This is a genomic window from Listeria aquatica FSL S10-1188, from assembly GCF_000525795.1.
GTDB classification, from domain to species: Bacteria; Bacillota; Bacilli; order Lactobacillales; family Listeriaceae; genus Listeria; species Listeria aquatica.
In genome coordinates this window covers 339072-365925 of sequence record NZ_AOCG01000006.1, presented here as the reverse complement: position 1 = coordinate 365925, position 26854 = coordinate 339072, and the positions used below count along the sequence as shown (strand labels likewise).

Here is a 26854-nt window from a genome sequence, read left to right as displayed (position 1 = left end):
GGGGCAGTCAAAAACCAAAACAAAACGGCAATCAAAAACTTCAAAAAGATTGAACCAAGGCCAAAAGACACGAGAGGTTTATCGTGAAGAGGCAAAGCGGCTCCAGAAAGCGCATCCTGCCCCTGTTACTGTCGCAACTAATCCGCAAGCTAGAAAACAAGCTGAGAAGACGCTACAGGGTCTTGATTTAAAGCGTGCGATGGTTATGAAGGAAGTTCTTGATAAGCCAGTAGCTCTGCGTAAGAAGTAGTACTTGCATGATAGGCATCATTTATAGTATAGTGAAAGTGTAAAAATCATACAAACTGACCCGCTTAAGGGGAGTAGCAGAAATAGCTGTGTCGTCAATACGAGATTTTTCTCCGGCGCAGTTAGCAATTTGAAAATTGTTTGCAAGACCTTACGTTTCTTTCGTGAGGTCTTTTTGTATCAAGATAAAGGAGGAAAATTGTGAAAAAATTTATTTCAATCTTACTTGCTGCAGGATTAGTATTCAGTCCGGTTGGGGGAACCATTTCAAACATGGTATTACCGACTAAATATGAACAAGTAAAAGAAGCAGATGCGAGAGGCTACCGTTCACCGGTCCGTTCTTTTAAATCGAATAACAACGGAATCAATCGTTCTAATGTTAACCGTTCACAAATGAATAAGAATATGATGGGAAAAGGGAAAAATAGCTTCTTCAATGGTCGTGGATTACTTGGTGGTTTAATGCTTGGTGGGCTTGCTGGTCTGCTTTTTGGAGGTCTTCTGAGCAATATGGGAGTATTTGGTAACATTTTTGGTTTGATTATCAATATTTTGGCGATTTTCCTTGTGATTCGTCTGATCATGTTTTTCTTCCAGCGGAGAAAAAATCACGGAACTGAACCGGCTGCGCAAAGTACGCATCAAGGTGCTTTTAAAAATGAGACGCGACATGAAACTATTCAAGCTGGAACAGAAGCAACAGCGCATGAACAAATCTTAGACGAAGGAAATATTTCCAATGCAGTTATTGCTTTCTTTACGAATGAAAAAGGCATGTCACTAGATGATGTTCAAGTTGCTTTAACTTATGATGATAAAATTGGTTTTGGAGCGGATGTTATAAAAAACGATCAAGTGATTCAATCACTCGATCACTTTTCGCTCATTCAAGCGATCCGCTACTGGGCGGAACACTTTGCGCATATGAACCCGAATATGGGACTAACGCTAGAATACTCAGAACAAGATGGTATTTACGCAGTTGTAACCGAATAATAATTCTTGAAAGGAAGGGCTGATGGATGCATTTAGAAAAGCAAGAAGACACGATCGAGCTTTTTCATGAAGCTGGGAACTGGAAACTAAAAAAAAGAAAGTGGCTTTTCACCTATTCAAATGACTGTGGCAGCAGCGGCTGCATGTAGTGGCTATGTTTACGCTAAAATTTTGAAGAAAAAACGCATCCCTTATGAGAACATGGAAATAGAGGTGGATTACACGCAAAATTTGGATGCACCCGTCCATGTGATCCAGTCTATCCATATTCGTTTTCAACTTGCAGTGGCAAAGGAGCATCATGAACAAGCGGAGAAAGGCTTGAAGCTTGTTAAAAAAGGTTGTCCCGTTGTTCAAAGCCTAAATCCAGAAGTTCAAATCACCGAGCAAGTGAAATTTGTTTCGGGTGAGTAAGAGAAGAAGATGTACAGATGAATGCTGTGCATCTTCTTTTTTAGATCGTTCCGCCTTCCAAAATTTTTAAATATTCACTAAAACCATGACCTAACATCTAAATCAAAAGTCCTTTTTAACTTGAAAGCGCATACATAAAAATAGTCTAAAAGTTTTTCATTTAGCCTAAAAGTATGAAATTCGACTTAAATAATACAAAAACTTTTACAGCGTTTTCAAAATACGTATAATGAAGGTAGATAGTGATGACCATATGTTTTTCAATAATGAAGGGGGTAGTTTTAGATGTTATTTGAGAAAATGGAAAAGTATGATTATGAGCAAGTCGTTTTTTGTCAGGATGAGGCTTCTGGACTAAAAGCCATCATTGCCATTCATGATACAACGCTTGGTCCAGCGCTTGGCGGATGTCGAATGTGGCCATATGCGACAGAAGAAGAGGCTCTTGAAGATGTTTTACGGTTAGCGCGCGGCATGACGTACAAAAATTCAGCTGCTGGACTTAATCTAGGGGGAGGAAAAACAGTCATCATTGGAGATCCGAAAAAAGATAAAAGTGAAGCCTTGTTTCGCGCACTCGGAAGATACGTAGAAAGTTTGAATGGTCGTTATATTATTGCTGAAGACGTGGGGACAACTGTTCAAGATATGGACTATATGCACGAAGAAACGAAACACGTAACAGGGGTTTCAGAAAGTTTTGGTTCATCTGGAAACCCAAGTCCGCTAACAGCACGTGGAATCTATGCTTCAATGAAACGGACAGCGAAAGAAGTTTTTGGAAGCGATTCCTTGGTAGGGAAAAAGGTAGCAGTCCAGGGTGTTGGGAACGTGGCATTTGCTCTTTGCGAGATGTTGTTTCAAGAAGGGGCAGAGCTTGTTGTGACGGACATTAACCAAGAAGCGGTGGAACGGGCGGTCGAGAAATTTCAGGCAACAGCAGTCGAGCCCGATGAAATTTATCAAGTAGAGGCTGATATTTTTGCACCGTGCGCACTTGGTGGGATTTTAAATGATGATACAATTCCGCAACTTAAAGTAAAAGCTGTTTGTGGCAGTGCCAATAACCAATTATTAGACATTAAACGTCACGGGGAAATGCTTCATGAACGTGGAATTTTATATGCGCCTGATTACATTGTGAATGCAGGTGGAGTTATCAATGTGGCGGATGAGCTAAACACTTATAATGCAGAACGCGCCAAACAAAAAATCGATGAAATTTATGAGCAAATCGGTAAAGTCTATGAAATCTCAGCCCGCGAAGGAATTATTCCGGCAGAAGCAGCAGATCACATGGCTGAAAAGCGGATTGCAACCATGAAGCAAGTACATAGCACCTTCTTCGCGCGCTCATAAATTGAAGATAAAAAGAACAAGCGCCAATCATTAGCGCTTGTTCTTTTTAGTTAAAGGTAAAGGCTAAAAAATCAAGAAAAATCTAAATTTTTCTAAAGAGTATTGAGAAAGCTATAGTAGCTATGCTAAAGTAAAGAGGAAATACGCTTAACAACACGAAAATGAACCTGAGAGGAAGCGTGAGCCTTTGACAACCAATCAAAAATTATTACTCCAACTTTTATTTTTTCTAAGTGTCACAAGCTGTGTGGCTATTTATTTCGCAGAACAAACCAGTCAATACACCACTAATTTTCTTCTACAACAAATTCTGTTTTTTGCCGTATCAAGCCTTGTTTGCTTTGTCCTGTCCAAATGGAAGCTTCCATCCATTCGAAAATGGCTGTGGCTGATTTATCTGCTTTTTATTCTCCTCCTGCTGGGCTTGCGATTTACGACTGAAACGAACGGAGCACGCCGCTGGTACAAATTACTCGGTTTTTCCTTCCAACCAACAGAAATTCTCAAAAGTTTCTTTATTTTGGCGCTTGCCGCCGTAGCCGTACGATACGAGAAAAAACCAGCCAAGCAGATTCTTGCGCTTATAGTGACGGCTGTCCCTATTTTATTCTTCATTTTTCGCGAACCCGATCTAGGAAGTGCGATCGTGTATTTTGTTACTTTCTTCGCCATACTACTCATTGCGAATGCCTCAAGAAAATGGATTTTTGCTTTGCTTCTGAGCGCTTTTACAATTTTTAGTGCGATATTTTATGTTATTTTTTATCATCTTGAATGGCTGCAATTAGTAGGGATTGAACCCTATCAATTTGCAAGAATCCTAAGCTGGATAGATCCATCAAGTGACCCAAGCGCTTCTTATCAAGTAGGACTTTCCATGATCGCTGTAGGGTCAGGCGGAATAATTGGCCGGTCGAGCCAAATTTATATCCCGGAAAGTCATACCGATATGATCTTTAGCACGATTGCCAATCAATTTGGATTTATCGGTGTGAGTGTCCTACTCTTCATATTCTTGCTCCTTATCCAAGTCTTAATCCGGTTAGCACTAGACGCCAAAAATTCGTTTTCTGTGTATGCCTATACAGGCTTTGCCGTCTACTTTGCCTTTAACATATTTGAAAATATTGCCATGACCATCGGATTAATGCCGCTTACAGGTATTCCACTTCCTTTCATAAGCTACGGGGGCTCTTCTGTGCTTGGAAATTTCATCGCGATCGGCATCCTGCTTGCCATAAGCCGGTATGAAAAGGAATCTGCACAAAGCTTTTCTTCCAATTAGACAATCTAATCGGATGTGTTAAAATGAAGAAGAGAGTTCAAGAAAGGGATTTTGCACGTATGGCGAATTATATTAATAAAGAAAAACGAGCAATTGATTTTGATCCATTTGAACTGCCAATTATTGCTATGCCCGAAGTGATTGCAGTATCTTTTGAGCCGAAAACAGAGCAAGCCTTACTCATTCGAATTGCAGACCGGGGAAAAGACTTTACAAAACTCAAACACTCTGAACTTTATCAAGACATTCTTGAAATTCATTTTAATGATATTAATGAAGCAGATGACTACTGGGGACTCAGTCAGATAGAAAAAGAAGAAATGAAGCTGTTTAATGAAAGACATGCTGAAATCATTTACGATTTTATTGACAAGAATCCAGATCATGGTCAAATTGTGGTTCATTGCAATGCGGGAATCAGTCGGAGTAGTGCCGTTGCAATGGGAATTGCGGAACACTATCATGACAAAGATACCTTGCAGAAGCTAAGAGAAATTAAACGTTATTTGCCCAATCCGCGGATTCTTGCTATTATGCGTGGGGAAAAATATTTGCCAGAAATTTAATAAAAAAAAACCTCCAAATTTATTTTGGGGGGTTTTTTCTTTTTTTGTAAAAAAATACTGTTTTTAGATAAATCGCGCATATCTGAGTTTGCGTGCTATTAAGATTGTTCTTTTAAAAAGGATTTTGGATTTTTGGTGGTATAATGACGTGGGGGAAAATCGTCCAAAGTAGTTTACAAGTTAAAATAAGAGAGAATAACTACTCTTGAAATGAGGAATGAGTTTATGACAAATGAAGTTAAAAAAATGGGGTTATTTAGCCTAATCTTAATGATCTTCACTTCCGTATTTGGCTTTGCGAATGGGCCAGTTGGCTTTTATTTGATGGGTTATAGCGCAATTCCATGGTACATCGCAGCCGCTGTGCTGTTCTTTATCCCATTTGCGCTTATGATGGCTGAATATGGTTCCGCTTATCGGAAAGAACAAGGCGGCATCTATTCATGGATGAATGACAGTGTCGGACCGCGTTATGCGTTTATCGTCACTTTCATGTGGTTCACTTCGTATATTATTTGGATGGTAGGAATTGCTTCCAAGGTGTGGATTCCGTTTTCAACCTTCCTTTTTGGAACGGACAAAACACAGGAATGGACGATCCTGTCGCTTACTCCAACACAAACGATCGGTATTTTAGGTGTCCTTTGGATGGTTGTTGTGACTTTCTTTGCATCAAAAGGTCTTCGACAAATTACGAAAGTTACAACCATCGGTGGCTTTGCCGTTATGGGGCTCAATGTTGTTTTAATTCTTGTTAGTGCAATCATTCTTGTTTTAAATGGTGGAGCGTTCCAACAAAATATTGACGGCGTAAAAGATTTTCTTGTTTCACCGAATCCAAACTACTTGAGTCCAATTTCCATTTTGAGTTTCTGTGTATTTGCGATTTTTGCATACGGGGGAACAGAAGCTGTTGCAGGACTCGTTGACCAAACCAAAAATCCGAAAAAGACTTTTCCAAAAGGAATCATGATCGCGGCTGTCGTTATTTCGGTCGGTTATGCGATTGGAATTCTAATGTGGGGTGTGAGTACAAACTGGATGAAAGTACTTGCTGGTGAAACCACTAACCTTGGAAACATCACCTATGTGTTGATGTATAACCTAGGACTTGAGCTCGGAAATGCCTTTCACGCTTCTACTGAAACGGCACAAACCATTGCCTCTGTTTTTGCGCGAGTCACGGGGCTCTCTATGTTCCTTGCTTATACAGGTGCATTTTTCACATTGATCTATTCACCACTTAAGTCAATTATTCAAGGAACACCGAAAGAACTTTGGCCAAAACGAATGACTAAGATCAACAAGGCAGGAATGCCAGAGTTTGCAATGTGGATCCAGTGTCTTATCGTTGTTGTCATTATTTTGATCGCTTCTTTTGGCGGAAGCAATGCCTCTGCCTTCTACAATAAACTGACACTGATGGCGAATGTCTCGATGACGCTTCCTTATTTATTCTTATCGTTCGCTTTCCCATTCTTTAAAAATCGGGAAGGCCTTGAACGACCATTCGTCGCTTATAAGACGAAGTGGAGTGCCTATCTGATCACAGCTATTATCGCAGTCGTAGTTGGCTTTGCGAACGTATTTACGATCATCCAACCAGTCATTACAACTGGGAATTGGAATGATACCATTTGGATGATCGCAGGACCTGTCGTATTCTCGATTCTTGCTATTCTAATTTATGAGAATTATGATTTGCGCAAACGTCGCGCGAAATAAAGGAAAAAGCCTCCAAGCTCATGCTTGGAGGCTTTTTCCTTCTCGTTTTTTTTGGATTTCTAGTAAACTTAAACTATGAGAGGCTTTGATTGGAGGATTTTACAATGAGTAAGCATTATGATTATATTGCCATTGGTGGCGGAAGCGGGGGAATTGCTTCTTCCAACCGAGCTGGCATGTACGGAAAAAAAGTCGCACTTGTGGAACCAGTTCATCTTGGTGGAACTTGTGTGAATGTAGGCTGTGTACCTAAAAAAGTAATGTGGTACGGGGCAGATATTAAAGAAGGCATGGAAAAACTAGGTCCCGCTTATGGCTTAACAGGGGAAGTCTCGTTTGATTTTGGAACTCTAGTTTCAAATCGTGAAAAATATATTGATCGTTTGCATGGCCTTTACAAACAAGGGCTTGATAGCAATCACGTAGATGTTCTTCGAGGGTATGCTCACTTTGTAGATGCTAAAACGATTGAAGTAAACGGGGAGCGTTATACAGCTGATCACATTTTAATTGCGACTGGCGGAAAACCAGCGATCCCAGATGTCAAAGGTGCTGAATATGGCATCGATTCTAATGGCTTTTTCGCAATGAAAGAATTGCCAAAACGTGTTGCTGTTGTCGGTGCAGGTTACATCGCTGTTGAACTTGCTGGCATTTTAAATGCTTTTGGAACGGAAACCCATCTTTTTGTGAGAAAACATGCTCCTCTTCGTTCGTTTGATCCGATGATTTCAGAAACACTTGTGGAACTAATGGAAAAAAATGGTCCTAAACTTCATACGCACGCAGTTCCAAAAGAAATTGTGAAAAATGAAGATGGCAGTTTGACGCTTGTACTAGAAGACGGACGAACACAAACCGTTGATAAAGTTATTTGGGCGATTGGACGGAAACCCGTTACAGACACACTAGCGCTTGAAAACACTGGGGTTAAGCTTACGGAATCTGGATTCATCGAAGTGGATAAATACCAAAACACAAATGTTCCAGGTATATATGCCATTGGCGATGTAACTGGCCATGTGGAATTAACCCCCGTTGCGATTGCAGCTGGAAGAAGACTTTCTGAACGACTCTTTAATGGTAAACTTGATGAGCATCTTGATTATGACTTGATTCCAACGGTTGTATTCAGCCATCCACCCATTGGCACAATTGGTCTTACTGAACCAGAAGCGATTCAGAAATACGGGGAAAAAGATATCAAAGTTTATCAATCTTCTTTTACCTCGATGTATACGGTCATAACAGAACACCGTGAGTCGTCACGAATGAAGCTTATTTGCGAAGGCGAAAATGAACGAATCGTTGGCTTACACGGAATCGGAACAGGGATGGATGAGTTGCTACAAGGTTTTGCAGTTGCTATTAAAATGGGCGCAACAAAAGCGGACTTTGATAACACAGTTGCAATCCATCCAACAAGCGCAGAAGAATTTGTGACGATGCGCTAGCGTTTATTCCTTTATGCAGAGGGAAGAATGAATATATAGAAAGAAAAATGAAGGAGGGATATTATGCCAGAAAAGTTAGCTCTTTATTTTGTGAGACACGGTCAAACGTATTTAAATAAGAATTTGAGGATGCAAGGCTGGGCAGATACGCCACTAACGCCAGAAGGAAGTAACAAGGTTCGAGAAAGCGGACGTGGTCTTTCGGATACGGAATTTGTGGCGGCTTACAGCAGTGATTTACACCGGACGATTGCTACAGCAGAAATTTTACTCCATGAAAACAAACACGGCTTTGGACTTCAACTTGAACCACGCAAAGAATTTCGTGAAACTTTTTTTGGATCGTTTGAAGGCGAGAAAAGTGATGTAGCTTGGAATGAAATTGCGCGGGCGAATGGGTATGCTTCACAGGAAGATTTTTTTGCGCATGAAGATGTGAGGGGCATGATGAATGCCACAAAAAAAGCGGATCCAACAGGTGATGCAGAAGATTTTATGACGTTTTGGACGCGTGTTGAGCAAGGCTTTTTACATGTGATCAATCGGCATCGTGATACAGGTGGTAATATTTTGATTGTCGCACACGGGAATACCATTCGAAACATTGTACATGAACTTGAACCGTCCATTACGGAAAGTTTCGTTCTCGACAATGCAAGTGTAACCGTTCTTGTTTATGAAAAAGGACTGTTTAAAGTAGAGCGATTAAATGATATTTCACATTTTACGGCAGAATAAAAAAGTAGGGCAGTTGCCCTACTTTTTTATTTGCTTGATTCGGTTTCTGGTGAAGCATCAGCAGGTTGACTTGAACTGGTATCACCATCATCATTGTCATCACCTAGGTGTTTTTTTCCATCACGCCGTAGCTGAATGAGTTTAACAACATTGACAATGATGGTTTTTACGACCGCGTAAAGCGGTACGCCGAGCACCATTCCCAGTAAACCCGCTAGATTTCCTGCCACAAGCAAAATCACAATAATTGTTAACGGGTGAATCTTGAGCGAACGTCCCATAATTAGGGGCTGCATGACGTTTCCATCTAACTGTTGCACGATCACAACTACGATAATCACAAGCAATGCCTGAAGAGGCGAAGTGAACAGCGCCACTAACACAGCAGGTGCAGCACCGATAACTGGCCCTAAATAAGGAATAATGTTCGTTGCTCCGGCGATAAAAGCAAACAAAAGTCCGTAAGGCTGTCCGATGATTAAATAGCCGATAAATGTTAAAATCCCAACGATTAAACAATCAAGAGCTTGTGAACTGATATAAGTTGAAAGCGTTTTGTTCATTTCTTGAATGATTTTTTTAGCATCTGGACGGATGAATTTCGGGAAAAACTTTTCAACCGAATCCATGAAACGATGCCCATCTTTAAACATATAAAGCAAAATAAATGGAACCGTGACAAGCACCATCACGAAGCTTGTAATAAAGCTTGCTACAGCACCAATTCCCGTTGAAACACCATCTAAGACGATATTCATGATTTTAGGGATGGAAATATTAGCTTTACTTAGTTCCCCTTGAATGTCCAGATTTTTAAACGGTGACTCTTTGACAAGCGCGTTAAACCATTTTTCAAAGTCTGTCCAGTAACCTGGTAGCGCCTTTGCAAGAGAAGCGATTTGGTTTGCAAGCACGGGCCCCATTTGAATAACTGCAAGTGTGAATAAAACGATAAACACAATAAAAATTAAAATAATGCCAAGCACACGTGGAACTTTTCGCTTTTCAAGAAATTCGACAAGCGGATTAAACATGTAAAACAAGAACCCAGAAACTAAGATTGGCAAGAATAATGTTGAAATAATCACCCCAATTGGTGAGAATATGTATTTCATTTGTAAGAGTAAAAAGACGATTGCTACAATTGCCAGAATTTCGATTGTCCAAAAGAACAGTTTACTCTCACGAAAACGTGAATTTTTCATTCCATTCTCCCTTCCCATTTTTATTCTAGTTTAGCATGATTTAAGGGGTTTGGCTATTTCAAATTGACTTCTTTTTCAAACTGTTATATGTTTGTTATAACAAGAAAGAAGGTGTTATGCGATGTTACTTCAAATTAACTTAGAAGCAGAAGAACCGATTTATATGCAAATTCGCAACCAGGTTATTGAAGGAATTGCAAAAGGTGAGTTTTCTCCTGGTGAAAAACTTCCATCCGTACGAAGTCTTGCAGCAGACATTGGCATTAATTTCCATACCGTGAATAAAGCCTATCAGCTCCTTGCACGAGAAGGACTTATTGAAATTCATCGCAAGCAAGGCGTATCCATCCCTTTAGAGGGGGTTCAGGCAGCAGATGCTACTTATTTGCATGCGTTAAACCAGAAATTGCGTCCGATAGTCGCCGAAGCGATCGCCCGTTCTGTTTCCGAACAGTCATTTATGCAAGAATGTAAATTGCTTTACCACGAGCTCCAAGCAGATAAACAAGGGAAAGAGGCAAGATGAGTTTCTTAACTTTTACTTTTAGCTTAGGTTTACTAGCTGCAATCTTAAGTTCAGTCCCTTTTGTAACAAGAAGTTCGGAAAGTTTTGGGATCAATGTGGGAACAAAATTAAGTGGGTCAAAGCAAATTCTTAAATGGAAAAGGCAGTATGCTTTCTTAATGGGATTTCTAGCCATAGGCCTATTTCTAGTTAGTTTCATTTTTTCATGGTTTTCCAGTTTGCTACTTTTTTATATAGCTTGTAGTTTTGGCATATATTTAGTTTATCATTTCCGAACTAAAACCTTTAAAAAACAACAGATTGCGGAAGGAAATTTGCAGGAACAAGCTATGGTTATTGTGGAAGCATCTGGAAGTCAGCATAAATGGGTTATCTCAGGATGGTATTATTTGATTCCATTTTTGTTCTTTTTACTGACGCTTTTTTTTGACAGTCATATTTTATGAACAAGCGCCTGCAAAGCTCCCTGCCTACTGGAAGTTAAACGGTATTTTTGAAACTGAAAAAGCAAAAACGCCATTTAGTGCCTCAATATGGCTAGGTTCCCAACTTTTGGCAATCCTCACTTTTCTCGGACTCCATGCTACGATTCAAAAAAGTAAACGAATCATTGACCAAGATGACCCCGAGATCTCACTAGAACGTATGAAACGGTCTAGACGTCTTTGTAGCAAGGTTATGTTCGGAGCAGGCCTTTTAACCGTTTTGTTTTTCGGATTTTTACAGGGCTCCTTCTTATTAGACTGGAGCTCGTCAGCCGTGCAAGTGATATCGAGATTGCTGTGGCTCCTTCTTCCTGTTTGCCTTTTATGGATGACTTTTTTTTATTGGTCAAGGTGGGAGCCGACTTAAAGTGATGGGAATCCGGCGCGAGCGGAAAATTGTACAAAAAGATGATCACTACTGGAAACTAGGGATATTTTATTTCAATCGTTCAGATTCGGCTTTATTTGTCGAAAAAAGGTTTGGAATTGGCTGGACGGTTAATTTAGGACGGCCGATCGTCTGGATTATTTTATTTGTCGTGCTCGCTTTAGCAGGAATCAAGCAATTTTTCTTTTCTTAAGGTTTTTGATTGTGAAAGATCTTACGAACAAGGTAAAATACAGGTAGAATCGACAAAAGGAAGGGAACAAAATGAAAATTATTGGAATCCTTGGAACACAGAATCAAAAGGGATTAACAGCGCAGCTACTTGATGAAGTTTTGCGAGGCGCAGAGCTTGCTGGTGCTGAAACAAGCCTTATCGTATTGGAAGAGACGTTTGATCCAACGAAGCAAGAAGAAGTTCGTCGATTGGGCAAAAAATTAAAACAAGCAGATTGTATGATTTTTGCAACCCCTACTTATTTTGGGAATGTAAGTGGAAGTATGAAGCAATTTTTCGACCATTTACGTGATTACTTTGTGCACCTTACGAGCAAAGGAGAAAATATTCCTCATTTATTTAAAGGAAAAAGTTATGTATCGATTACCTCATGCTATAAAGGCGCTTTTGAAAATACGCTTGCAGGAATTACCGATGCGACATTTAATCAAATTGATACGGTGATGTCACAAGCAGGGATGCACCGAGCAGGTGAAATTGTTTTAACGGGGACTTTTCAAATGGAAGAAGTTCCTGCAAAGAAACGCGAAGAAGCAACAGCCCTGGGAAAAAAAACTTGTAGAACGGGTGGAAAGAGGAGGATTTACATTGAAACGCTATTTACAGCTATTTGGTATGCTTGCTGTGTCAACACTGATTGTTATGGGGATTCAAAAGGGACTTCAAGCAGTCCACTTTATTCCAGCTGAAGGATTTTGGATTAATTATGTAGTATTTGTGATCATCTTTTTCTTATTTCTTGCCGGGATGCTGCGGCTTGTCACGATTCATAATCATAAGCGGCGCTAAAATGCGATTTTGTATTGTGAATGCGCGCTCGGTGTGCTATAATGAAAGCGCATTTTTGTGATGAAGTTAACAATTAGGAAGAAGGGAAAAGAATGTCTTATTATACGCCTCAAGAAGTCACAGACGTAACGATTGAAAAAGGAATTCAAAAAGCAAATTCAAATGCGCTTGCGCTCACCGTATTAGGTTTTTTGGGCGGTGCATTCATTTCACTAGGCTACTTGCTTTATATTCGCGTGATTGGGACCGCACCACATGAATGGGGAAGTTTTGCAACTTTTATCGGGGCTTCTGTATTTCCAGTTGGACTGATTTGCATTTTACTAGGTGGCGGAGAACTGATTACGGGAAATATGATGGCGGTCTCGCTTGCTTGGTTTGATCGAAAAATAACGTTTATGAAACTACTGCGCAATTTTGCGATTGTTACGGTTATGAATCTAGTGGGTGCCTTATTTGTAGCTTACTTTTTTGGCCATTTTGTCGGATTAACAGAAGGTGACTTTTTAGCAAAAACAGTAGCAACAGCAGGTGCTAAAATTAAAGATCCATTTTGGGTAGCTTTTGTTTCAGGAATTGGCTGTAACTGGTTTGTTGGGATTGCGGTTTGGTTATCTTACGCCGCCAAAGACTTTGCTGGGAAAATTTGGGGGATTTGGTTCCCCGTTATGGCTTTTGTAGCTATTGGATTCCAGCACGTTGTCGCTAACATGTTTATTATTCCAGCTGCCATTTTTGCTGGAAGCTACAGCTGGATGGATTTTTGGATGAATGTACTTCCCGTTTATCTTGGAAACACGGTGGGCGGAGCTGTTTTTGTAAGTTTATTTTACTTTTTAGCTTATAAACGAACGACTCCATCAGCTAAAGTCAAGGAAGAGAACGTACAAGAACCAGTAACTTCTGGTGAATAAATGGAAAAAGTGAACGAGACGTGTCTGGTTCACTTTTTTTATTAAGGGGGAAATGAAAATGGATATTCGCGAAATAGATTTGACGATTAATCAAGAACGGTTGATTGAGATGCTTGATGCCCATATGGCTAGTTTAAAAGAAGAACTATTTCCCTATCAAAAAGAACACTTTTCCTTTGCCAGTTATGAAGGCGGGGAGTATACGGGTGGAATTACAGGGGAAATTTTATGGAATACAGCGCATATTTCGCTACTTGCAGTGGATCCCGCAAAAAAAGGGAGAGGCATAGGCAAAATCTTATTAAAACAAGCAGAAGACTATGCGAAACAAAATCGGTGTACGCAAATTCATTTGGAAACAATGAGTTATCAGGCGCCTCTTTTTTACGAAAAAAAATGGCTTTAAAATCTTTGGCGAGTTGAAAGACTTCATGCAACCGGGGGTGACTCGTTTTTACTTAGCGAAGCGTTTAGGATGATTAAGAAACAGAAATTTGTGGAAAAGAGAAGTGTCAAAACTTTTTAGGAGTGATAACATTGAATACTGAACTACCCAAAGTAAAGACACAGCTTTTCATTGACGGGAACTGGCAGGACGGGTCGTTGCAGAAAACAAAAGCAGTCGATAATCCTGCAACAGGAGAAATTATTGCACAGGTAGCACAAGCAGAAATGGAAGATACAAAGCGGGCGATTGAAGCGGCACAAAAGGCTTTTCCTAAATGGCGTGAGATGGAATTGCGCGATCGGGTGGAACTTTTGCACCATGTTGCGCGTTTGTTAGAAGAAAATGCGGATAAGCTGGCTAAAATCATGACAATCGAGCAAGGAAAACCAATTGCAGAGGCAAAAGCAGAAATTTTGACCGGAGCTGAAAATTTTCGTTTTAATGCGGAAGAAGCGCGGCGAATTTACGGGGAAACGATTCCCGCGCCTAATAAACGAGTTTACATTGTAAAAAAAGAACCTATTGGGGTTGTTGCTGCCATTACGCCGTGGAATTTTCCAATGGGGATGGCGACTCGAAAGCTTGCTCCAGCTCTTGCTGCTGGAAACACAGTGATTTTGAAACCTTCTAGCGAAACGCCACTTTCGGCACTTGCGCTCTTTGAAATTTTCGAAGAAGCAGGTTTTCCTAGAGGCGTCGTGAATTTACTACTTGGAAACTCTTCTGAAATCGGAGAAGCTCTAACAGCAAGCGATGCTGTCCGCAAATTGACGTTTACTGGCTCAACAGCAGTTGGACAAAAATTGTATCAAGAATCTGGGGAAACCTTGAAGAAGATTTCGCTTGAGCTAGGCGGGCATGCGCCCTTCATCGTGTTTTCCGATGCTAATCTTGTGAGTGCGGCAGACGGGCTTGTTGCTGCAAAATTCCGGAATAACGGTCAAGTTTGTGTTTCACCAAACCGGATTTTTGTTGCAAAAGAAGTGGAACAAGAATTTATAAAACTTGTGCTTGAGCGTGTACAGAAATTGAAAGTTGGAAATGGACTACAAGAAGGAGTTGATGCTGGACCACTAATTCGTGAAGATGCGATTCGAAAAATTGATCGACAACTTAAAAGATGCGGCCGAAAAAGGCGCTGATATTTTGCTTGGTGGAGAAAGACTTCTTGGTGAAGGTTACGATCAAGGGAATTTCTTTGCTCCGACTGTTTTAACAGGTGTTACAGAACAGATGCGAATCTTTCATGAAGAAACCTTCGGACCAGTTATTCCGATCATCTCCTTTGTTGCTGATGACGAAGTTGTCAAACTAGCTAATGATAGCGAATTTGGACTAGCTTCTTATTTCTATACAGAAAATCTGGAACGAGTAGAGGAAGTCAGTAATGCACTTGAATACGGTATGGTTGGGGTAAATGATATGGCAATCTCGCATCCAGAAACACCCTTTGGTGGTGTGAAACATTCAGGATTCGGACGTGAAAATGGTCATTTTGGAATAGAAGAATACCTTAACGTGAAGTTTGTGGCACTGAAATATCGTCAATAAGAGTAGATAGGGCTCTCGCTTTGCTATTTACTTTCTCACTCAACTTTGCTATAATGGACTTAGGAAAAAGGAATCGATTGTAGTATAATTGTAGTATATGAAAAATCCCGAGTCGGGCTAAAGATCTCGGGATTTTTTATATGGCTAGAACTTGTCGTCTACTTCCGTTTGTTACTCCCCCTTGTTTCTAGCCAGTACTTGAAAAGCGACAAGCAAATGCCAACAAGGATTGGGGCAATAACACTGGAAAAAAGAAGAATCAATTGTAGCACCTCCCATCTGCAGAGTTTTGCAATTGGGATAGACGACTTCTTTAGTATAACATGTTTGAAGTGTTGATGCGCCAACGTTTTTAGGCAGCTTTTGAAGCTCGAAATTCCATTTTTTGACTAGAAATCGTTTCAGCTCGCACCAAAATATTTTTATTAGGCAAGAGATAAAGAAATGCTTTGATTATTTGAAACTTGCCAAAAAGAATATCTTTTTGGTATACTATTACTAATAAATGAAAGAGGTGTTTTTTTAGGCCAATGAAATTCTAATCCTGTTTGACAAAGAAAAAATGAATGCAAGTGTGCAAAACCATTTTTTTTCGGACAGGATCAGTATGTTTATTTTGCTTATTAACATCTAGCAGAATTAATGTTTTTTTGTGTACTCCTATCCGAAAATGGATAAGGAGGTTTTTTTATGTTTAGTATAGAAATTCATGATTTGACAATGGAAATTGGAGCGAGAAATTTATTTGTGATTCCAGAATTACGGGTTAAACCGAATGCTAAAATTGGAATTATTGGACAAAATGGTACGGGAAAAACGACCTTACTTGAAATCTTAATAGGAAAGCGTGAGGCAACTACTGGAAGTGTGAAGCGAAGCGGAACAGTAGGAATGATCAAACAAATTCCCGCTGAAATTGAGCGATTAAGTGGGGGAGAAAAAACACGCAAGGAAGTTCAGCGCGTTTTACAAGAGCGACCGGCGATTCTTTTTGCCGATGAGCCAACATCGAATCTAGATGTGGCAAGCACGAAATATGTTATTCGTGATTTTAAACGTTTTTCAGGAACCCTACTCATTATTTCGCATGATCGTGATTTTTTAGATGCAGTTGTTGATGAGATTTGGGAGTTAGATCAGGAAGAGATCACCGTTTATAAAGGAAATTATTCGGACTATGCAGCGAAGAAAAAGAAGCAACGTGAACAAAAGCAGAAAGCGTATGATGAAAATGTTGCCGAAAAGCGAAAACTTCAAGCAGCGATGGTACACCGAAAACAGATTGCTGAGAGTATGGAAACCAGTCAATCTAAGCTTTTCAAAAAAGGAATGAGTAGAAAAGAAATCGCTTATGGCAATATGTATAAAGGTACGCAACAGAAAAGTCAGCACAAAACGATTAAAGCCACGCAAAAACGATTAGAGCGTCTTCCAGATGTTGATAAACCTTTCATCTCTAAATCAGTTAAAATCACGCTTCCTGAGTCACGCAAATTAAAACCTGAAACGACTCTTGTACAAGTTCAAAAAGGAGAAATCGGCTTTCCTGAAAAGAAATTATTTGAAATCGAACCTTTTTCAATAAAGATCGGAGATAAAATGGCGTTAGTCGGTCAAAATGCTTCGGGGAAAACGACTTTTTTAAAGCGGCTGTTAAACGATGAGGCGCCTATCCGGATTTTGGGAAGCACAAGAATCGCTTATTTCGATCAGGGGTTACAAGGTCTAGATGTGGATAAAACGATGCTTGAAAATATTGATCAGGTGAATGCTCACGACAAGCAAATGGCGATGGATGTACTTGGTAGCTTGCACTTTCAGCAGGCCGATTTAAAGAAAAGCGTCTCAGTTTTATCAGGTGGCGAGCGAGTTAAGCTTTATCTGGCGATGATTCTTTTGAGCGATGCGAACTTTTTAGTTCTAGATGAACCAACGAATTACTTGGATATTACGGCTTTAGAGGCGCTTGAAGGATTGATTTCAACTTTTGAAGGTGCTGTACTGTTTGTTTCGCATGACACGGCTTTTGTTCGAAATACGGCACTTGAGGTCCTTCAAATTGAAAAGGGTGAAATGAAGCTGGAGCGAAAATCCATGCAACAAGTTGCAACGGAGAAGGAGTCTGCGGATCAAGTTGTGGAAGAGGACAGCTTGCTTGTCGAACTTAGACTTTCAGAGATTGCTGCAAAGCTTGGTGACCCTAAGCTTAGCGCAGCGGAGAAGGCTAGTCTCGATCAAGCTTATCTTGAAAATAGTCGCAAACTTCGAGAACTAAAGGGAAATTGATTTGTAGTGATTTAAAATGATTAGGCTGAATCTGGCATATCTTAGCGAAATTTGGCTTCGTAAAAAGCGTCAACCCACGGGTTGACGCTTTTTTAGATAGAGGTGAAACTTGATTTCTTGCAGGAAGAGAGATAGAATAAACGAAGATTTGGAAGGAAAGAAGGTTCTTTTTTTTGTTCAATCATTTACCAGACTCTTTTTTGCAAATGAACACGATTTTTATTTCTATTTTGATTGAAGCACTGCCGTTTGTGTTAATTGGCGTTTTCATAGCTAGCTTCATTCAAATGTATGTTTCCGAGAAGTTTATTGCACGTGTGATTCCGAAAAATCGGTTTTGGGCAGTTGTTGTCGGTTCTTTTATCGGTGTGCTTTTTCCGTCGTGTGAATGCGGTATTGTCCCGATTGTACGTAACTTACTTAAAAAGGGTGTGCCGCTTCATGCAGGCATTGCATTTATGTTGACGGCACCTATTATAAATCCAGTTGTTCTTTTCTCGACTTATGTAGCTTTTGGGAGCAATTGGGAAATCCCGATTTTACGGGTAGTTGGAAGTCTTGTTGTGGCTCTTGTCGTCGGTAATTTAATTGCTTTTTTCTATAAAGGAGAAGGCTTAAAGGAAAAGCTACTTACTTCTACTAATGCTAGTGAGAAAACAGTTAAATCAGAAAGCCTTGCTTTACAGACGGCTGGTGTTGATCTTTCAGTGAAACAGGTGCTACCTGAAAAAATGAATGTGGAAAAAGTTGAAGGGGCTGGAAATGGTCTTGGCAGTGCGGAAGTGTTCCCTACTCACGAGCATTCACATCAAGAAGTCTCGCATCAACATGAGCATAGCCATACAGATCTTTCGTTTATGGATAAAATTTGGCATACGGCTAAACATGCCGTGGATGAATTTTTTTCGGTAGGAAAATACTTAGTTTTTGGAGCACTAATTGCTTCTGCTATGCAAACATATATTAAAACTTCTACTTTAATGTCGATTGGTCATGGCCCGGTTTTGTCGATTTTACTCATGATGGTTCTGGCCTTTATTCTTTCTCTTTGTTCAGAAGCAGATGCGTTTATCGGGGCTTCATTCCGTAGCCTGTTTTCAACACAATCGATCGTCGCTTTTCTTGTTTTTGGGCCAATGCTTGATATTAAAAATCTGATGATGATGCTTGCTTCTTTTAAAGCGAAGTTTGTACTCTTTATTGTTGTGAGTGTAACAGTCGTTGTCTTTCTTTATTCGATTCTTATTTAGACAGGAGGGAAAAAGAATGTTACGAGCCTTTATTTTATTTGGCTTTGGTTTTTATTTGATGTATCTCCACATTTCTGGGGAAATTAGTAAATATATTAATATGAAATATTCCTACTTGTCCTTTTCAGCGATGATAGCCGCTTTTCTTTTAGCTCTTATCCAGCTGATTATCGTTTTTCGTGATGAAGACAAAGTAGAAGAGCATGATCATTTGGGACACTCACACTGTGGTGAAAATACAATTTGGAAGAAGTTTTTAGTTTATGGCTTGCTCACTTATCCGCTTATTGCGGGATTCATGTTTCCAATTGCAACACTTGATTCGACAATCGTTAGCGCGAAAGGGTTCCATTTTCCTAAAAATAATGCAGCAGGGGATGACCCGTATGCACAAAATCAATTTTTACGTCCCGACACGAGTGGTTATTTTGGGAAATCTGATTATGAAAAAATGATGGAGCGTGAGAAAAAAGAACTATTGAAGCAAAATCCGATTGTTGTAGACGACAGCAATTATTTAATGACCATGGAAATTTTGTACAACTATCCTGGTGAATTTACAGGACGTGAAATGCGTTTTACGGGATTCGTATACAATGACCCAGTTTTAAAGGATGCTCACTTGTTTTTATTTAGGTTTGGAATTATTCACTGCGTTGCTGATTCTGGTGTGTTTGGGATGCTTGTGGATATGCCGGAGAAAGCCCAATATAAAAATGATACTTGGCTTTCTGTATCGGGCACAATTACAGAAGAATATTATGCGCCCTTTAAAATGAAAATTCCTTCACTTGAAGTTTCTAATTATCGCCAAATTGATAAACCGAAAGATGTCTATGTTTACCGAAAATACTAGGTTTGCTCTTGCAGATTGAAGCGGCTTAGGGTATGCTTATTCAGTAAATGGTTTCACACGCTACCTACCCAAAAGGAAAAAGGACGGCTTAAGACATGAACGAATACAAGCAGTATTATCACTTTCCGCGCGAAAACTGGCGGGAACTTGAAATTAGCAAAGACCAAATATTGACGCAAGAAGAGCTTGAACAAATTCGCGGGTTAAATGACCGGATTTCACTTTCTGATATTGCTGAAATTTATTTGCCACTAGTTAAATTACTTGCGATTCAATATCATGAGGCTATTTTTATTCATGGTGAAAAAATGGATTATCTGAAGAAAAAAGAAGACCGACCGCCATTTATTATCGCGCTTGCAGGAAGTGTAGCGGTTGGGAAAAGCACTACAGCGCGTGTTTTAAAGCTGATGCTTGATCGCTGGTTTTCGAAAACACGTGAAGTGGAACTGGTCACAACAGATGGCTTTTTATATCCTAATGCTGAGCTTGAAAAGCGTGGCATTATGAATAAGAAAGGCTTCCCGGAAAGCTATGACAAGAAAAAATTTATGGATTTTCTGATTGATTTGAAAAATAATAAAAAAAATATGGAAGTTCCGCTTTATTCGCATCTCACTTATGATGTATTACGAGATACGCGGAAGCTAGCGAACCCAGACATTGTGATAGTGGAAGGCATCAACGTGCTACAAGCAGATTTGGATCAAATCTTTTTTCCAAGTGATTTTTTTGACTTCTCGATTTACTTAGATGCTGCAGAAGAAGACATCAAGCGTTGGTACTTAGAACGTTTCTTCATGCTTCGTGAAACTGCCTTTCAAGATGAAAGTTCCTATTTCCATAAATATAGTGACTACAGTGATCAAAAAGCAGATATTTATGCACGTGAAGTGTGGGACACGATTAATGGTCCGAATTTAAAAGAAAATATTGAGCATACCAAATATCGAGCTGATTTGCTTCTTTATAAAGGGAGCAACCATTTGATCAGTGATGTTTACTTGCGGCGATAACCATTTCGATTTCGAAATGGTTTTTACTTTACAAAAAGCTACTTTTCTTTTAAGGTGTAAGTGAGTACTCACTCATTTTATTCTGAAGGAGTGAAAGAAAATGGAAACCGTTATTGAAGCAAACGCATTAAATGTAGGTTTTAAGCATAAGCAAATATTATTTGATTTATCACTATCTGTGAGGCGTGGCGAAATTTATGGTTTGATCGGCCCGTCTGGGGCAGGGAAAACAACACTTGTCAAAACGATTATTGGTATGGAAAAAGCACAGAGTGGGAGCATTGAAGTTTTAACACATGCAATGCCAAATCTTGCAGTAATGGAAAACATTGGTTATATGGCACAATCGGATGCTCTTTATACAGATCTCACAGCTAAAGAAAATCTGGACTTTTTCGCTTCGCTCTATCAGCTAAAAGGGGAAAATAAGAAAAAGCGTATGGAATATGCTGCAAATCTGGTTAACCTCACTCCAGATTTAGGGAAAAAAGTGGCAAATTTTTCTGGAGGAATGAAACGAAGGTTATCTCTCGCTATTGCCGTACTACCAGATCCGGAAGTGCTAATTTTAGATGAACCAACTGTTGGAATTGATCCAGAATTGCGCCTTTCAATATGGGAAGAACTTCAAACGCTTAAAAAAAAGCGGGAAGGCGATTCTTGTTACGACGCACGTCATGGATGAAGCGGAAAAATGCGATCGCCTCGCCATGATTCGCGGTGGACATGTGATTGCGACGGGAACCCCAGATGAGCTGAAACAAGAGACAGGAAGTCAGAACTTAGAAGCAGTATTTCTTAAATTTGGGAGGGAGACGAAATGAGAGTTTTAGCTATCGTGAAGCGTATTGTGAACCAGTTTAAACGAGATAAACGAACGCTTGCACTAATGATGCTCGCGCCGCTCCTTTTAATCACACTCTTAAACTTTATGTTTAACGGCGAAAGTGTAAACCCTAAAATTGGTGTTAGTGGACTAAACAAAAGTTTGGTCACTTCACTTAAAAAGAAAGATCTTGATATAAAAGAATATTCATCAGCAAAAAATCCCACTCAAAAGATCAAAAGTGATAATCTCGATGCATTTTTAGATCTGCAAGGGGAAAAACTCGCGATTACTTATGAAAATAGTGACCCATCCATTACGACACAAATCAATGCAAAACTACAAGGGGCTCTCATGGCAGAACAATCCGCTGAAATGAAGCAAGCCGCTCAATTGTTCAAGCAAACGATGAAACAACTTGAAAAAAGTGGGGCAGGAGTGGAAGTATCAAAAGCCGCTAATTTAACTGGCGGCACGCAACATGTGGAAGTAAAAGCGAGCTACGTGATTGGAGATAAAGATACCAGCTACTTTGATACAATCGGCCCGATTTTCATTGGCTTTTTCGTCTTTTTTCTTTGTCTTTTTAATTGCCGGGATTTCTTTCTTGCGTGAGCGAACAACAGGTACGCTTGAACGGCTATTAACTACCCCAATTCGACGCTTTGAGATTGAACTTGGCTACATGATCGGCTTTGGCATTTTCGCACTGATTCAGTCTGTTCTTGTGGCTCTATACTCTGTTCATGTTCTTGGAATGATGCAAAATGGTTCAATCTGGTATGTGCTTATAATCACACTTACACTAGCGATGGTTTCTCTTGCGCTTGGAATGTTGCTCTCTACGTTTGCAAACAATGAATTTCAAATCATTCAGTTTATCCCAATTGTGATCGTGCCTCAAGCTTTATTTTGTGGTATTTTCCCACTTGAAGGAATGGCTGACTGGTTACAATGGCTTGCCCATATCATGCCGATGTACTACGGGGCAGAAGCGCTCAAAGATATTATGATTCGCGGAGAAGGCTTTACTGGTTTTGCCAATAGCTTTTACATCTTGCTTGGTTTTGCAGCCCTCTTTTTGATTTTAAATATCTTTGCCCTGAAAAAATATCGCAAAATTTGACTAAGGAGCGAAAATAAAGTGGAGAAAAAAACAACCTGATTTATTAAAACAAATTCTCGATGTGACAGAAAAGGATCAGCATATGAGTGAGAAGCAAAAAAAATATTTTACAAGCTGCAACCGAGCTTTTTGCAGAAAAAGGTTTTTCCGCAACGAGTACAAGTGAAATTGCAAAACGAGCGGGTGTTGCGGAAGGAACGATTTTTCGGCATTATAAAACGAAAAAAGATTTGCTGATGGCGATTACGATGCCGACGCTTGTTGAAGGTGTTATCCCGTTTCTGGCAAAAGAATTTGCAGAAGAGGTTTTCGAGCAGGAATATCCCGATTTTAGGGCTTTTATTGAACAATTGATTCGAAATCGCTTTGAATTTGCTCGCGAGAACGGAAAACTACTTAAAATTTATTTTATGGAACTTATGTATCACAGTGAACTTCGCGCACAGTTTTCCGATATTTTTATGACCCATGTGAAGGATAAATTTGATCACGTAATTGATTATTATAAAGGGAAAGGGGAACTAAAAAATCTACCGAATAGTACGATCATGCGTGCTTTAATTACTAATATCGTTGGCTTTATGATCACTCGGTTTGTAGTTATGCCAGATGCGGAGTGGGAAGATGAACGTGAAATCGAGTTTACGATTGATTATGTTTTAACAGGTATTTTGAAATAAAAAAAGAGGCAAGAAAAACGAATGTTTTTCTTGCCTCTTTTTAACTTTTTCTAGAGTTAGCGACGATATGAATATCAACACCATCAGTTTGACGCATGATGGCATTTACAATGGAACCTTTTGCCAATTCTTCCACACGTGATTTGACTGATTGGCCCAAGATAATCTGTGTGATGTGTTTCTGATTGGCAACATCCGTAATAACTTGCGAGATCTTACGTTCTTGAATCGGTTCTACCAAAAAGTGAGCGTGAAATTGTTCGGCCAGTTCTTGCCATTCTTTATATTCATTTTGGATTTGTTCTGGAAGATCAGATAAATTTCGATCGATTGCCGTTAAAATAAAAAGTTCACTTCGCAGTCGGTCAGCGATGCGAAAGCCGCGACGAATCAATTTTTCAGCATTTGCATCATTTTTAATACAAACGAGAATTTTTTCATTCATCATGGCTGCACGCAAACGTGCGGCTTTTTTATCGGCTTTATCATCAACATCATCTGCAACTTCACGGAGTGCAATTTCACGAAGTGCGGATAGATTTTTGGTTGTAAAGAAATTTTCAAGTGACTGTTCAATCCTTTTCTTTTTTATAGATTTTGCCTTCTTTCAGTCGCTTTTGAAGTGTCTCAGCAGTGACATCAATCAAAATCACTTCATCTGCCGCATCGAGAATACTATCAGGGATTCGTTCGCGGACTGAAACACCTGTAAGCTCTCTAACGACACCGCGGAGGCTTTCTAAATGTTGGATATTGACAGCAGTTATTACGTTAATACGATGTTCAAGGATTTTTTGAACATCTTCATAACGCTTTTCGTTGAAGGAGCCCGGCATATTTGAGTGGGCAAGTTCATCAATGATGACTACTTCTGGATCGCGTTCGATAATTGCGTCTACATCTAAATCATTGTAGACTTTTCCGTTGTAGGTCACTTCACGCAGTGGAAGCTGTTCAAGACCTGGAATAAGCGCCGCTGTTTCTTCGCGGCCATGTGTTTCAACTAGACCAATGACAACATCAATATTTTCCTTTTGCAGTTCATGGGCTTCTGTTAACATTCGGTAAGTTTTGCCTACACCTGGAGCTGAGCCAATGTAAATTTTTAGCTTTCCCCGTTTTAATTTTTCAATTTGTTTCAGCAACTCTTCCGGACTTTTTCTATGAAAGGAAATATTATGGTTGCTCATCTCATACACCCCCAGAAATAATAGGATCGAAGATGTTAAAAACTCGATTGAAGTTCCATCTTTTCACACTTCATTCATTGTAGCACAATCTTAATTTAGAAAGAAGGGGGAGAACAAAAAAAGAAGAGTAGCAAAAAGCTACTCTCCTTTCGTCATTTTCGAGAATTATTGTGCGTAATATCCCCCATCAACTGGAAGCTCGATTCCTGTTACGAAATTAGATTCGTCACTTGCAAGGTAAAGCACGCCATAAGCAATATCGATTGATTTGCCAAGTCGTGGAAGCGGAGTCAATGATTGGAACCAGTCGTGTGTTTGCTCATTTTCAAAGAGTTCTTTTGTCATTGGTGTTTCAATATATCCTGGGTGTACGGAGTTACAACGGATATTTTTCTTCGCAAAGTCAACAGCAACAGCTTTCGTTAACAAACGAACACCGCCCTTAGAAGCTGTATAAGCACTCGCACCTGATCCTCCAGTTAATCCAGCGATGGAAGAGATATTCACGATAGAACCGCCACCATTTTTTTCCATGTGCGGAATAACATGACGCATACCAAGGAAAGTACCCTTTAAGTTGACGTCAATGACCTGATCCCATTTTTCGAGACTAGTTTCTACAATGTTAAGGTCTGTGCTGATTCCGGCGTTATTGACAAGTATATCAACCTTACCAAATTTTTCTATTGCAAGATCTACTACTTTTTTCCAGTCTTCATCTTTGGCAACATTATGCACCATTACTTCTGATTTTGGACTGATTGCTTTAATTTCTTCCCCTGTTTTTTCCATTAGATCTTTTTGCATATCCGTTGCAATAACGATAGCTCCTTCTTTTGCAAATAAAAGGGCTTCTTCTTTTCCTTGACCACCTGCTGCACCAGTAATAATTGCTACTTTGTCTTGTAATCTCATCTTGTTTTTCCTCCTTTTGAAAAACGATATAACGCTTACATTTTTATTATAAACCACAAAAAAGAGCAGTTCCATTAAACTGCTCAAATTTGAGTACCTTTATTTAGTAATGATTTTTTTCTTTAGCCAATTTTTCCCTTCAACGAAACGGGAAACAAGCATGGCACAGACAGTATTTCCAGTTGAATTGAGTAAAGTAGCAGGAACATCAATAATGGTGCTGATGATCATGATGGTAGCAACAAGCTCAGCTGGGAAACCGAAAACTGCACAAATTAAGAGTTCTCCTGTCATACCACCACTTGGAATCGCGCCCATAACAGCACCGACTAGAAAGGCTACACCAAGCATGGCTAGAATGCTTCCAAAGCTCGACATATCTTTCCCGAATAAAGTGAACAAAAAGGCGATTTTGAGCATGCCACCGATCACTGAACCGTCTTTGTGGGTATTTGCACCAAGTGGAATGACAGTTTCTGCAATATCATCTGGAACACCCATTTTTTTGGTCGCAACAAGATTAACAGGAATACATGCAGCACTTGAAGAAGTTGCAATAGCTGTAATGGCAGGCGTAAGAACATTTCTCCAAAAAGTTCGGATACCCGCTTTTCCACCCGCAATAAAGGCATAGAGTGTATTTAAACCGAAGAAACAGACAAATGCTAGCGCAAGATAAAGTAAAAAGGCATTTAGATAACCACTGATGATTTGAGGTCCAAGTTTGCCAACCGTAACTGCAAAGTAGCATCCAAGTCCGATTGGTGCTGCGTACATAATGATCTGTACAATTTTTAAAACGACTTCAGTCGCAGAACGAAGAAGATCAGCTACGGGACGTCCTTTTTCACCAGACATGGTTGTTGCAAGTCCAAATAAAATAGAGAAGATGATAAGTGGCAATAAATTAGACTTCGTAAATAAATCAAGAAAATCAGAAACCGTAAATGTATCCACTAGAACTTGTCCAATTCCTTTACCACTTGTAGCATCGACTTTTGGTAAGTTAGCAAGCAAAGATGACGTATCTACATTATGTAAAGGATTAAATAATTTAACACCAATCAGGGCAACAATTGCTGCAATAATCGCTGTTGAGAAAAATACAATAAAGATTGTGCCAATAATTTTACCAAGTCGTGCCATTTGTCTCATATTGGCGATAGCTGAAGAAACGCTTAAAAAAAACAAGTGGCACAATGACAACGAACATCAAATTCAGAAAAATATCACCGATCGGTTTTACAATGACGGTGCCTTCACCGAAAATAACGCCAGCGATCCCTCCAAGAATGATCCCTGATAGCAAACAGATCGTAAAAGCATAATTTCGTAAAATTTTCATATTAACCTTTCCTTTCTCATTAAAAAAAACCCCT

The 26854-nt window shown here is 39.6% G+C and carries 21 protein-coding genes and 7 pseudogenes; 23 read left to right on the top strand and 5 right to left on the bottom strand.

Annotated features, from left to right (window positions below; genetic code table 11):
* The 9 genes and pseudogenes from MAQA_RS14545 to MAQA_RS05785 all read left to right on the top strand — a co-directional run.
* Positions 1 to 250 (top strand): annotated as a pseudogene (locus MAQA_RS14545) (hypothetical protein); the annotation flags it as partial.
* Positions 251 to 450: 200 nt separating this feature from the next.
* Positions 451 to 1248, top strand: a complete 798-nt coding sequence (locus MAQA_RS05820) for a DUF2653 family protein (RefSeq protein ID WP_036072144.1) — start codon at positions 451 to 453, stop codon at positions 1246 to 1248.
* A 120-nt stretch (positions 1249 to 1368) separates the two neighbouring features.
* Entirely contained in the window at positions 1369 to 1662 is a 294-nt protein-coding gene (locus MAQA_RS05815; RefSeq protein WP_241463112.1) for an OsmC family protein, read from the top strand.
* Between the two features lie 285 nt (positions 1663 to 1947).
* Positions 1948 to 3021 carry a Glu/Leu/Phe/Val dehydrogenase dimerization domain-containing protein gene (locus MAQA_RS05810; RefSeq protein ID WP_036072142.1) on the top strand — a complete coding sequence of 358 codons (1074 nt, stop codon included), beginning with the start codon at positions 1948 to 1950 and terminating at the stop codon, positions 3019 to 3021.
* Between the two features lie 187 nt (positions 3022 to 3208).
* Complete coding sequence (locus MAQA_RS05805; RefSeq protein ID WP_036072139.1) at positions 3209 to 4306, top strand: FtsW/RodA/SpoVE family cell cycle protein; 1098 nt, start codon at positions 3209 to 3211, stop codon at positions 4304 to 4306.
* Positions 4307 to 4365: 59 nt separating this feature from the next.
* Positions 4366 to 4872: a dual specificity protein phosphatase family protein gene (locus tag MAQA_RS05800; protein WP_036072137.1), complete on the top strand. Its 507-nt coding sequence runs from the start codon at positions 4366 to 4368 to the stop codon at positions 4870 to 4872.
* Positions 4873 to 5097: 225 nt separating this feature from the next.
* Entirely contained in the window at positions 5098 to 6597 is a 1500-nt protein-coding gene (gene yjeM, locus MAQA_RS05795; protein WP_036072135.1) for a glutamate/gamma-aminobutyrate family transporter YjeM, read from the top strand.
* A 104-nt stretch (positions 6598 to 6701) separates the two neighbouring features.
* A complete protein-coding gene (gene gorA, locus MAQA_RS05790; protein WP_036072133.1) occupies positions 6702 to 8051 on the top strand; it encodes a glutathione-disulfide reductase in 1350 nt (449 codons plus the stop codon).
* Between the two features lie 63 nt (positions 8052 to 8114).
* Positions 8115 to 8789, top strand: coding sequence for a histidine phosphatase family protein (locus tag MAQA_RS05785; RefSeq protein ID WP_036072131.1), 675 nt, complete (start codon positions 8115 to 8117; stop codon positions 8787 to 8789).
* 26 nt (positions 8790 to 8815) lie between these two features.
* Here the strand turns inward: MAQA_RS05785 and MAQA_RS05780 are convergent, their stop codons facing one another.
* The gene (locus MAQA_RS05780) at positions 8816 to 9994 is read right to left on the bottom strand and encodes an AI-2E family transporter (protein ID WP_052008489.1); all 1179 of its coding nucleotides are present in this window, start codon (positions 9992 to 9994) and stop codon (positions 8816 to 8818) included.
* A 121-nt stretch (positions 9995 to 10115) separates the two neighbouring features.
* Here MAQA_RS05780 and MAQA_RS05775 point away from each other — a divergent pair, with 121 nt between their 5' ends.
* The 7 genes and pseudogenes from MAQA_RS05775 (at position 10116) to MAQA_RS05740 (ending at position 15330) form a co-directional block, all read left to right on the top strand.
* Entirely contained in the window at positions 10116 to 10520 is a 405-nt protein-coding gene (locus MAQA_RS05775; RefSeq protein ID WP_036072129.1) for a GntR family transcriptional regulator, read from the top strand.
* Complete coding sequence (locus MAQA_RS05770; RefSeq protein WP_036072127.1) at positions 10517 to 10966, top strand: hypothetical protein; 450 nt, start codon at positions 10517 to 10519, stop codon at positions 10964 to 10966. The genes MAQA_RS05775 and MAQA_RS05770 overlap by 4 nt, the downstream gene beginning before the upstream one ends.
* Before the next feature lie 410 nt (positions 10967 to 11376).
* A complete protein-coding gene (locus MAQA_RS05760; RefSeq protein WP_420911935.1) occupies positions 11377 to 11586 on the top strand; it encodes a DUF5808 domain-containing protein in 210 nt (69 codons plus the stop codon).
* A gap of 71 nt (positions 11587 to 11657) precedes the next feature.
* Entirely contained in the window at positions 11658 to 12317 is a 660-nt protein-coding gene (locus MAQA_RS05755; protein ID WP_052008488.1) for a flavodoxin family protein, read from the top strand.
* A 192-nt stretch (positions 12318 to 12509) separates the two neighbouring features.
* Entirely contained in the window at positions 12510 to 13331 is an 822-nt protein-coding gene (locus MAQA_RS05750; RefSeq protein ID WP_036072121.1) for a formate/nitrite transporter family protein, read from the top strand.
* A gap of 58 nt (positions 13332 to 13389) precedes the next feature.
* Positions 13390 to 13737 (top strand): GNAT family N-acetyltransferase, encoded by a 348-nt coding sequence (locus tag MAQA_RS05745; RefSeq protein ID WP_052008487.1) that lies wholly within the window; start codon positions 13390 to 13392, stop codon positions 13735 to 13737.
* Between the two features lie 122 nt (positions 13738 to 13859).
* Positions 13860 to 15330, top strand: a pseudogene (locus tag MAQA_RS05740) (NAD-dependent succinate-semialdehyde dehydrogenase).
* 158 nt (positions 15331 to 15488) lie between these two features.
* On the opposite strand, the gene MAQA_RS14425 reads toward MAQA_RS05740, so the two are convergent.
* Positions 15489 to 15602 (bottom strand): type I toxin-antitoxin system Fst family toxin, encoded by a 114-nt coding sequence (locus MAQA_RS14425; RefSeq protein ID WP_241463111.1) that lies wholly within the window; start codon positions 15600 to 15602, stop codon positions 15489 to 15491.
* Between the two features lie 418 nt (positions 15603 to 16020).
* Between MAQA_RS14425 and abc-f the strand changes: the two genes are divergently transcribed.
* The 7 genes and pseudogenes from abc-f (at position 16021) to MAQA_RS05705 (ending at position 23370) form a co-directional block, all read left to right on the top strand.
* On the top strand, positions 16021 to 17616 hold the full coding sequence (gene abc-f / locus MAQA_RS05735) for a ribosomal protection-like ABC-F family protein (protein WP_036072120.1): 1596 nt from the start codon (positions 16021 to 16023) through the stop codon (positions 17614 to 17616).
* 173 nt (positions 17617 to 17789) lie between these two features.
* Positions 17790 to 18866: a permease gene (locus MAQA_RS05730; RefSeq protein ID WP_036072119.1), complete on the top strand. Its 1077-nt coding sequence runs from the start codon at positions 17790 to 17792 to the stop codon at positions 18864 to 18866.
* Positions 18867 to 18882: 16 nt separating this feature from the next.
* Positions 18883 to 19722, top strand: coding sequence for a TIGR03943 family putative permease subunit (locus MAQA_RS05725; RefSeq protein WP_036072118.1), 840 nt, complete (start codon positions 18883 to 18885; stop codon positions 19720 to 19722).
* A 95-nt stretch (positions 19723 to 19817) separates the two neighbouring features.
* Positions 19818 to 20738: a type I pantothenate kinase gene (gene coaA, locus MAQA_RS05720; RefSeq protein WP_036072116.1), complete on the top strand. Its 921-nt coding sequence runs from the start codon at positions 19818 to 19820 to the stop codon at positions 20736 to 20738.
* Positions 20739 to 20838: 100 nt separating this feature from the next.
* Positions 20839 to 21562 (top strand): annotated as a pseudogene (locus tag MAQA_RS05715) (ABC transporter ATP-binding protein).
* A pseudogene (locus MAQA_RS05710) lies at positions 21559 to 22690 on the top strand (ABC transporter permease). Before MAQA_RS05715 ends, MAQA_RS05710 begins: the two co-directional pseudogenes overlap by 4 nt.
* 82 nt (positions 22691 to 22772) lie before the next feature.
* Positions 22773 to 23370, top strand: a pseudogene (locus MAQA_RS05705) (TetR/AcrR family transcriptional regulator).
* Positions 23371 to 23410: 40 nt separating this feature from the next.
* Here MAQA_RS05705 and kdpDN read toward each other — a convergent pair.
* From kdpDN to MAQA_RS05690, 3 genes and pseudogenes are all read right to left on the bottom strand, one after another.
* A pseudogene (gene kdpDN, locus MAQA_RS05700) lies at positions 23411 to 24560 on the bottom strand (KdpD-like non-kinase potassium sensor).
* A 165-nt stretch (positions 24561 to 24725) separates the two neighbouring features.
* Positions 24726 to 25475: an SDR family NAD(P)-dependent oxidoreductase gene (locus tag MAQA_RS05695; protein ID WP_036072114.1), complete on the bottom strand. Its 750-nt coding sequence runs from the start codon at positions 25473 to 25475 to the stop codon at positions 24726 to 24728.
* Between the two features lie 99 nt (positions 25476 to 25574).
* Positions 25575 to 26820: pseudogene (locus tag MAQA_RS05690) on the bottom strand (dicarboxylate/amino acid:cation symporter).
* Between the last annotated feature and the right edge of the window lie 34 nt (positions 26821 to 26854).

Excerpts from the sequence above, each read along its gene's own strand:
- MAQA_RS05815 (WP_241463112.1), top strand. The coding sequence starts at position 1,369 with ATGACTGTGGCAGCAGCGGCTGCATGTAGTGGCTATGTTTACGCTAAA.
- MAQA_RS05810 (WP_036072142.1), top strand. The coding sequence starts at position 1,948 with ATGTTATTTGAGAAAATGGAAAAGTATGATTATGAGCAAGTCGTTTTT.
- MAQA_RS05800 (WP_036072137.1), top strand. The coding sequence starts at position 4,366 with ATGGCGAATTATATTAATAAAGAAAAACGAGCAATTGATTTTGATCCA.
- yjeM (WP_036072135.1), top strand. The coding sequence starts at position 5,098 with ATGACAAATGAAGTTAAAAAAATGGGGTTATTTAGCCTAATCTTAATG.
- gorA (WP_036072133.1), top strand. The coding sequence starts at position 6,702 with ATGAGTAAGCATTATGATTATATTGCCATTGGTGGCGGAAGCGGGGGA.
- MAQA_RS05785 (WP_036072131.1), top strand. The coding sequence starts at position 8,115 with ATGCCAGAAAAGTTAGCTCTTTATTTTGTGAGACACGGTCAAACGTAT.
- MAQA_RS05780 (WP_052008489.1), bottom strand. The coding sequence starts at position 9,994 with ATGAAAAATTCACGTTTTCGTGAGAGTAAACTGTTCTTTTGGACAATC.
- MAQA_RS05775 (WP_036072129.1), top strand. The coding sequence starts at position 10,116 with ATGTTACTTCAAATTAACTTAGAAGCAGAAGAACCGATTTATATGCAA.
- MAQA_RS05770 (WP_036072127.1), top strand. The coding sequence starts at position 10,517 with ATGAGTTTCTTAACTTTTACTTTTAGCTTAGGTTTACTAGCTGCAATC.
- MAQA_RS05760 (WP_420911935.1), top strand. The coding sequence starts at position 11,377 with ATGGGAATCCGGCGCGAGCGGAAAATTGTACAAAAAGATGATCACTAC.
- MAQA_RS05755 (WP_052008488.1), top strand. The coding sequence starts at position 11,658 with ATGAAAATTATTGGAATCCTTGGAACACAGAATCAAAAGGGATTAACA.
- MAQA_RS05750 (WP_036072121.1), top strand. The coding sequence starts at position 12,510 with ATGTCTTATTATACGCCTCAAGAAGTCACAGACGTAACGATTGAAAAA.
- MAQA_RS05745 (WP_052008487.1), top strand. The coding sequence starts at position 13,390 with ATGGATATTCGCGAAATAGATTTGACGATTAATCAAGAACGGTTGATT.
- abc-f (WP_036072120.1), top strand. The coding sequence starts at position 16,021 with ATGTTTAGTATAGAAATTCATGATTTGACAATGGAAATTGGAGCGAGA.
- MAQA_RS05725 (WP_036072118.1), top strand. The coding sequence starts at position 18,883 with ATGTTACGAGCCTTTATTTTATTTGGCTTTGGTTTTTATTTGATGTAT.
- coaA (WP_036072116.1), top strand. The coding sequence starts at position 19,818 with ATGAACGAATACAAGCAGTATTATCACTTTCCGCGCGAAAACTGGCGG.
- MAQA_RS05695 (WP_036072114.1), bottom strand. The coding sequence starts at position 25,475 with ATGAGATTACAAGACAAAGTAGCAATTATTACTGGTGCAGCAGGTGGT.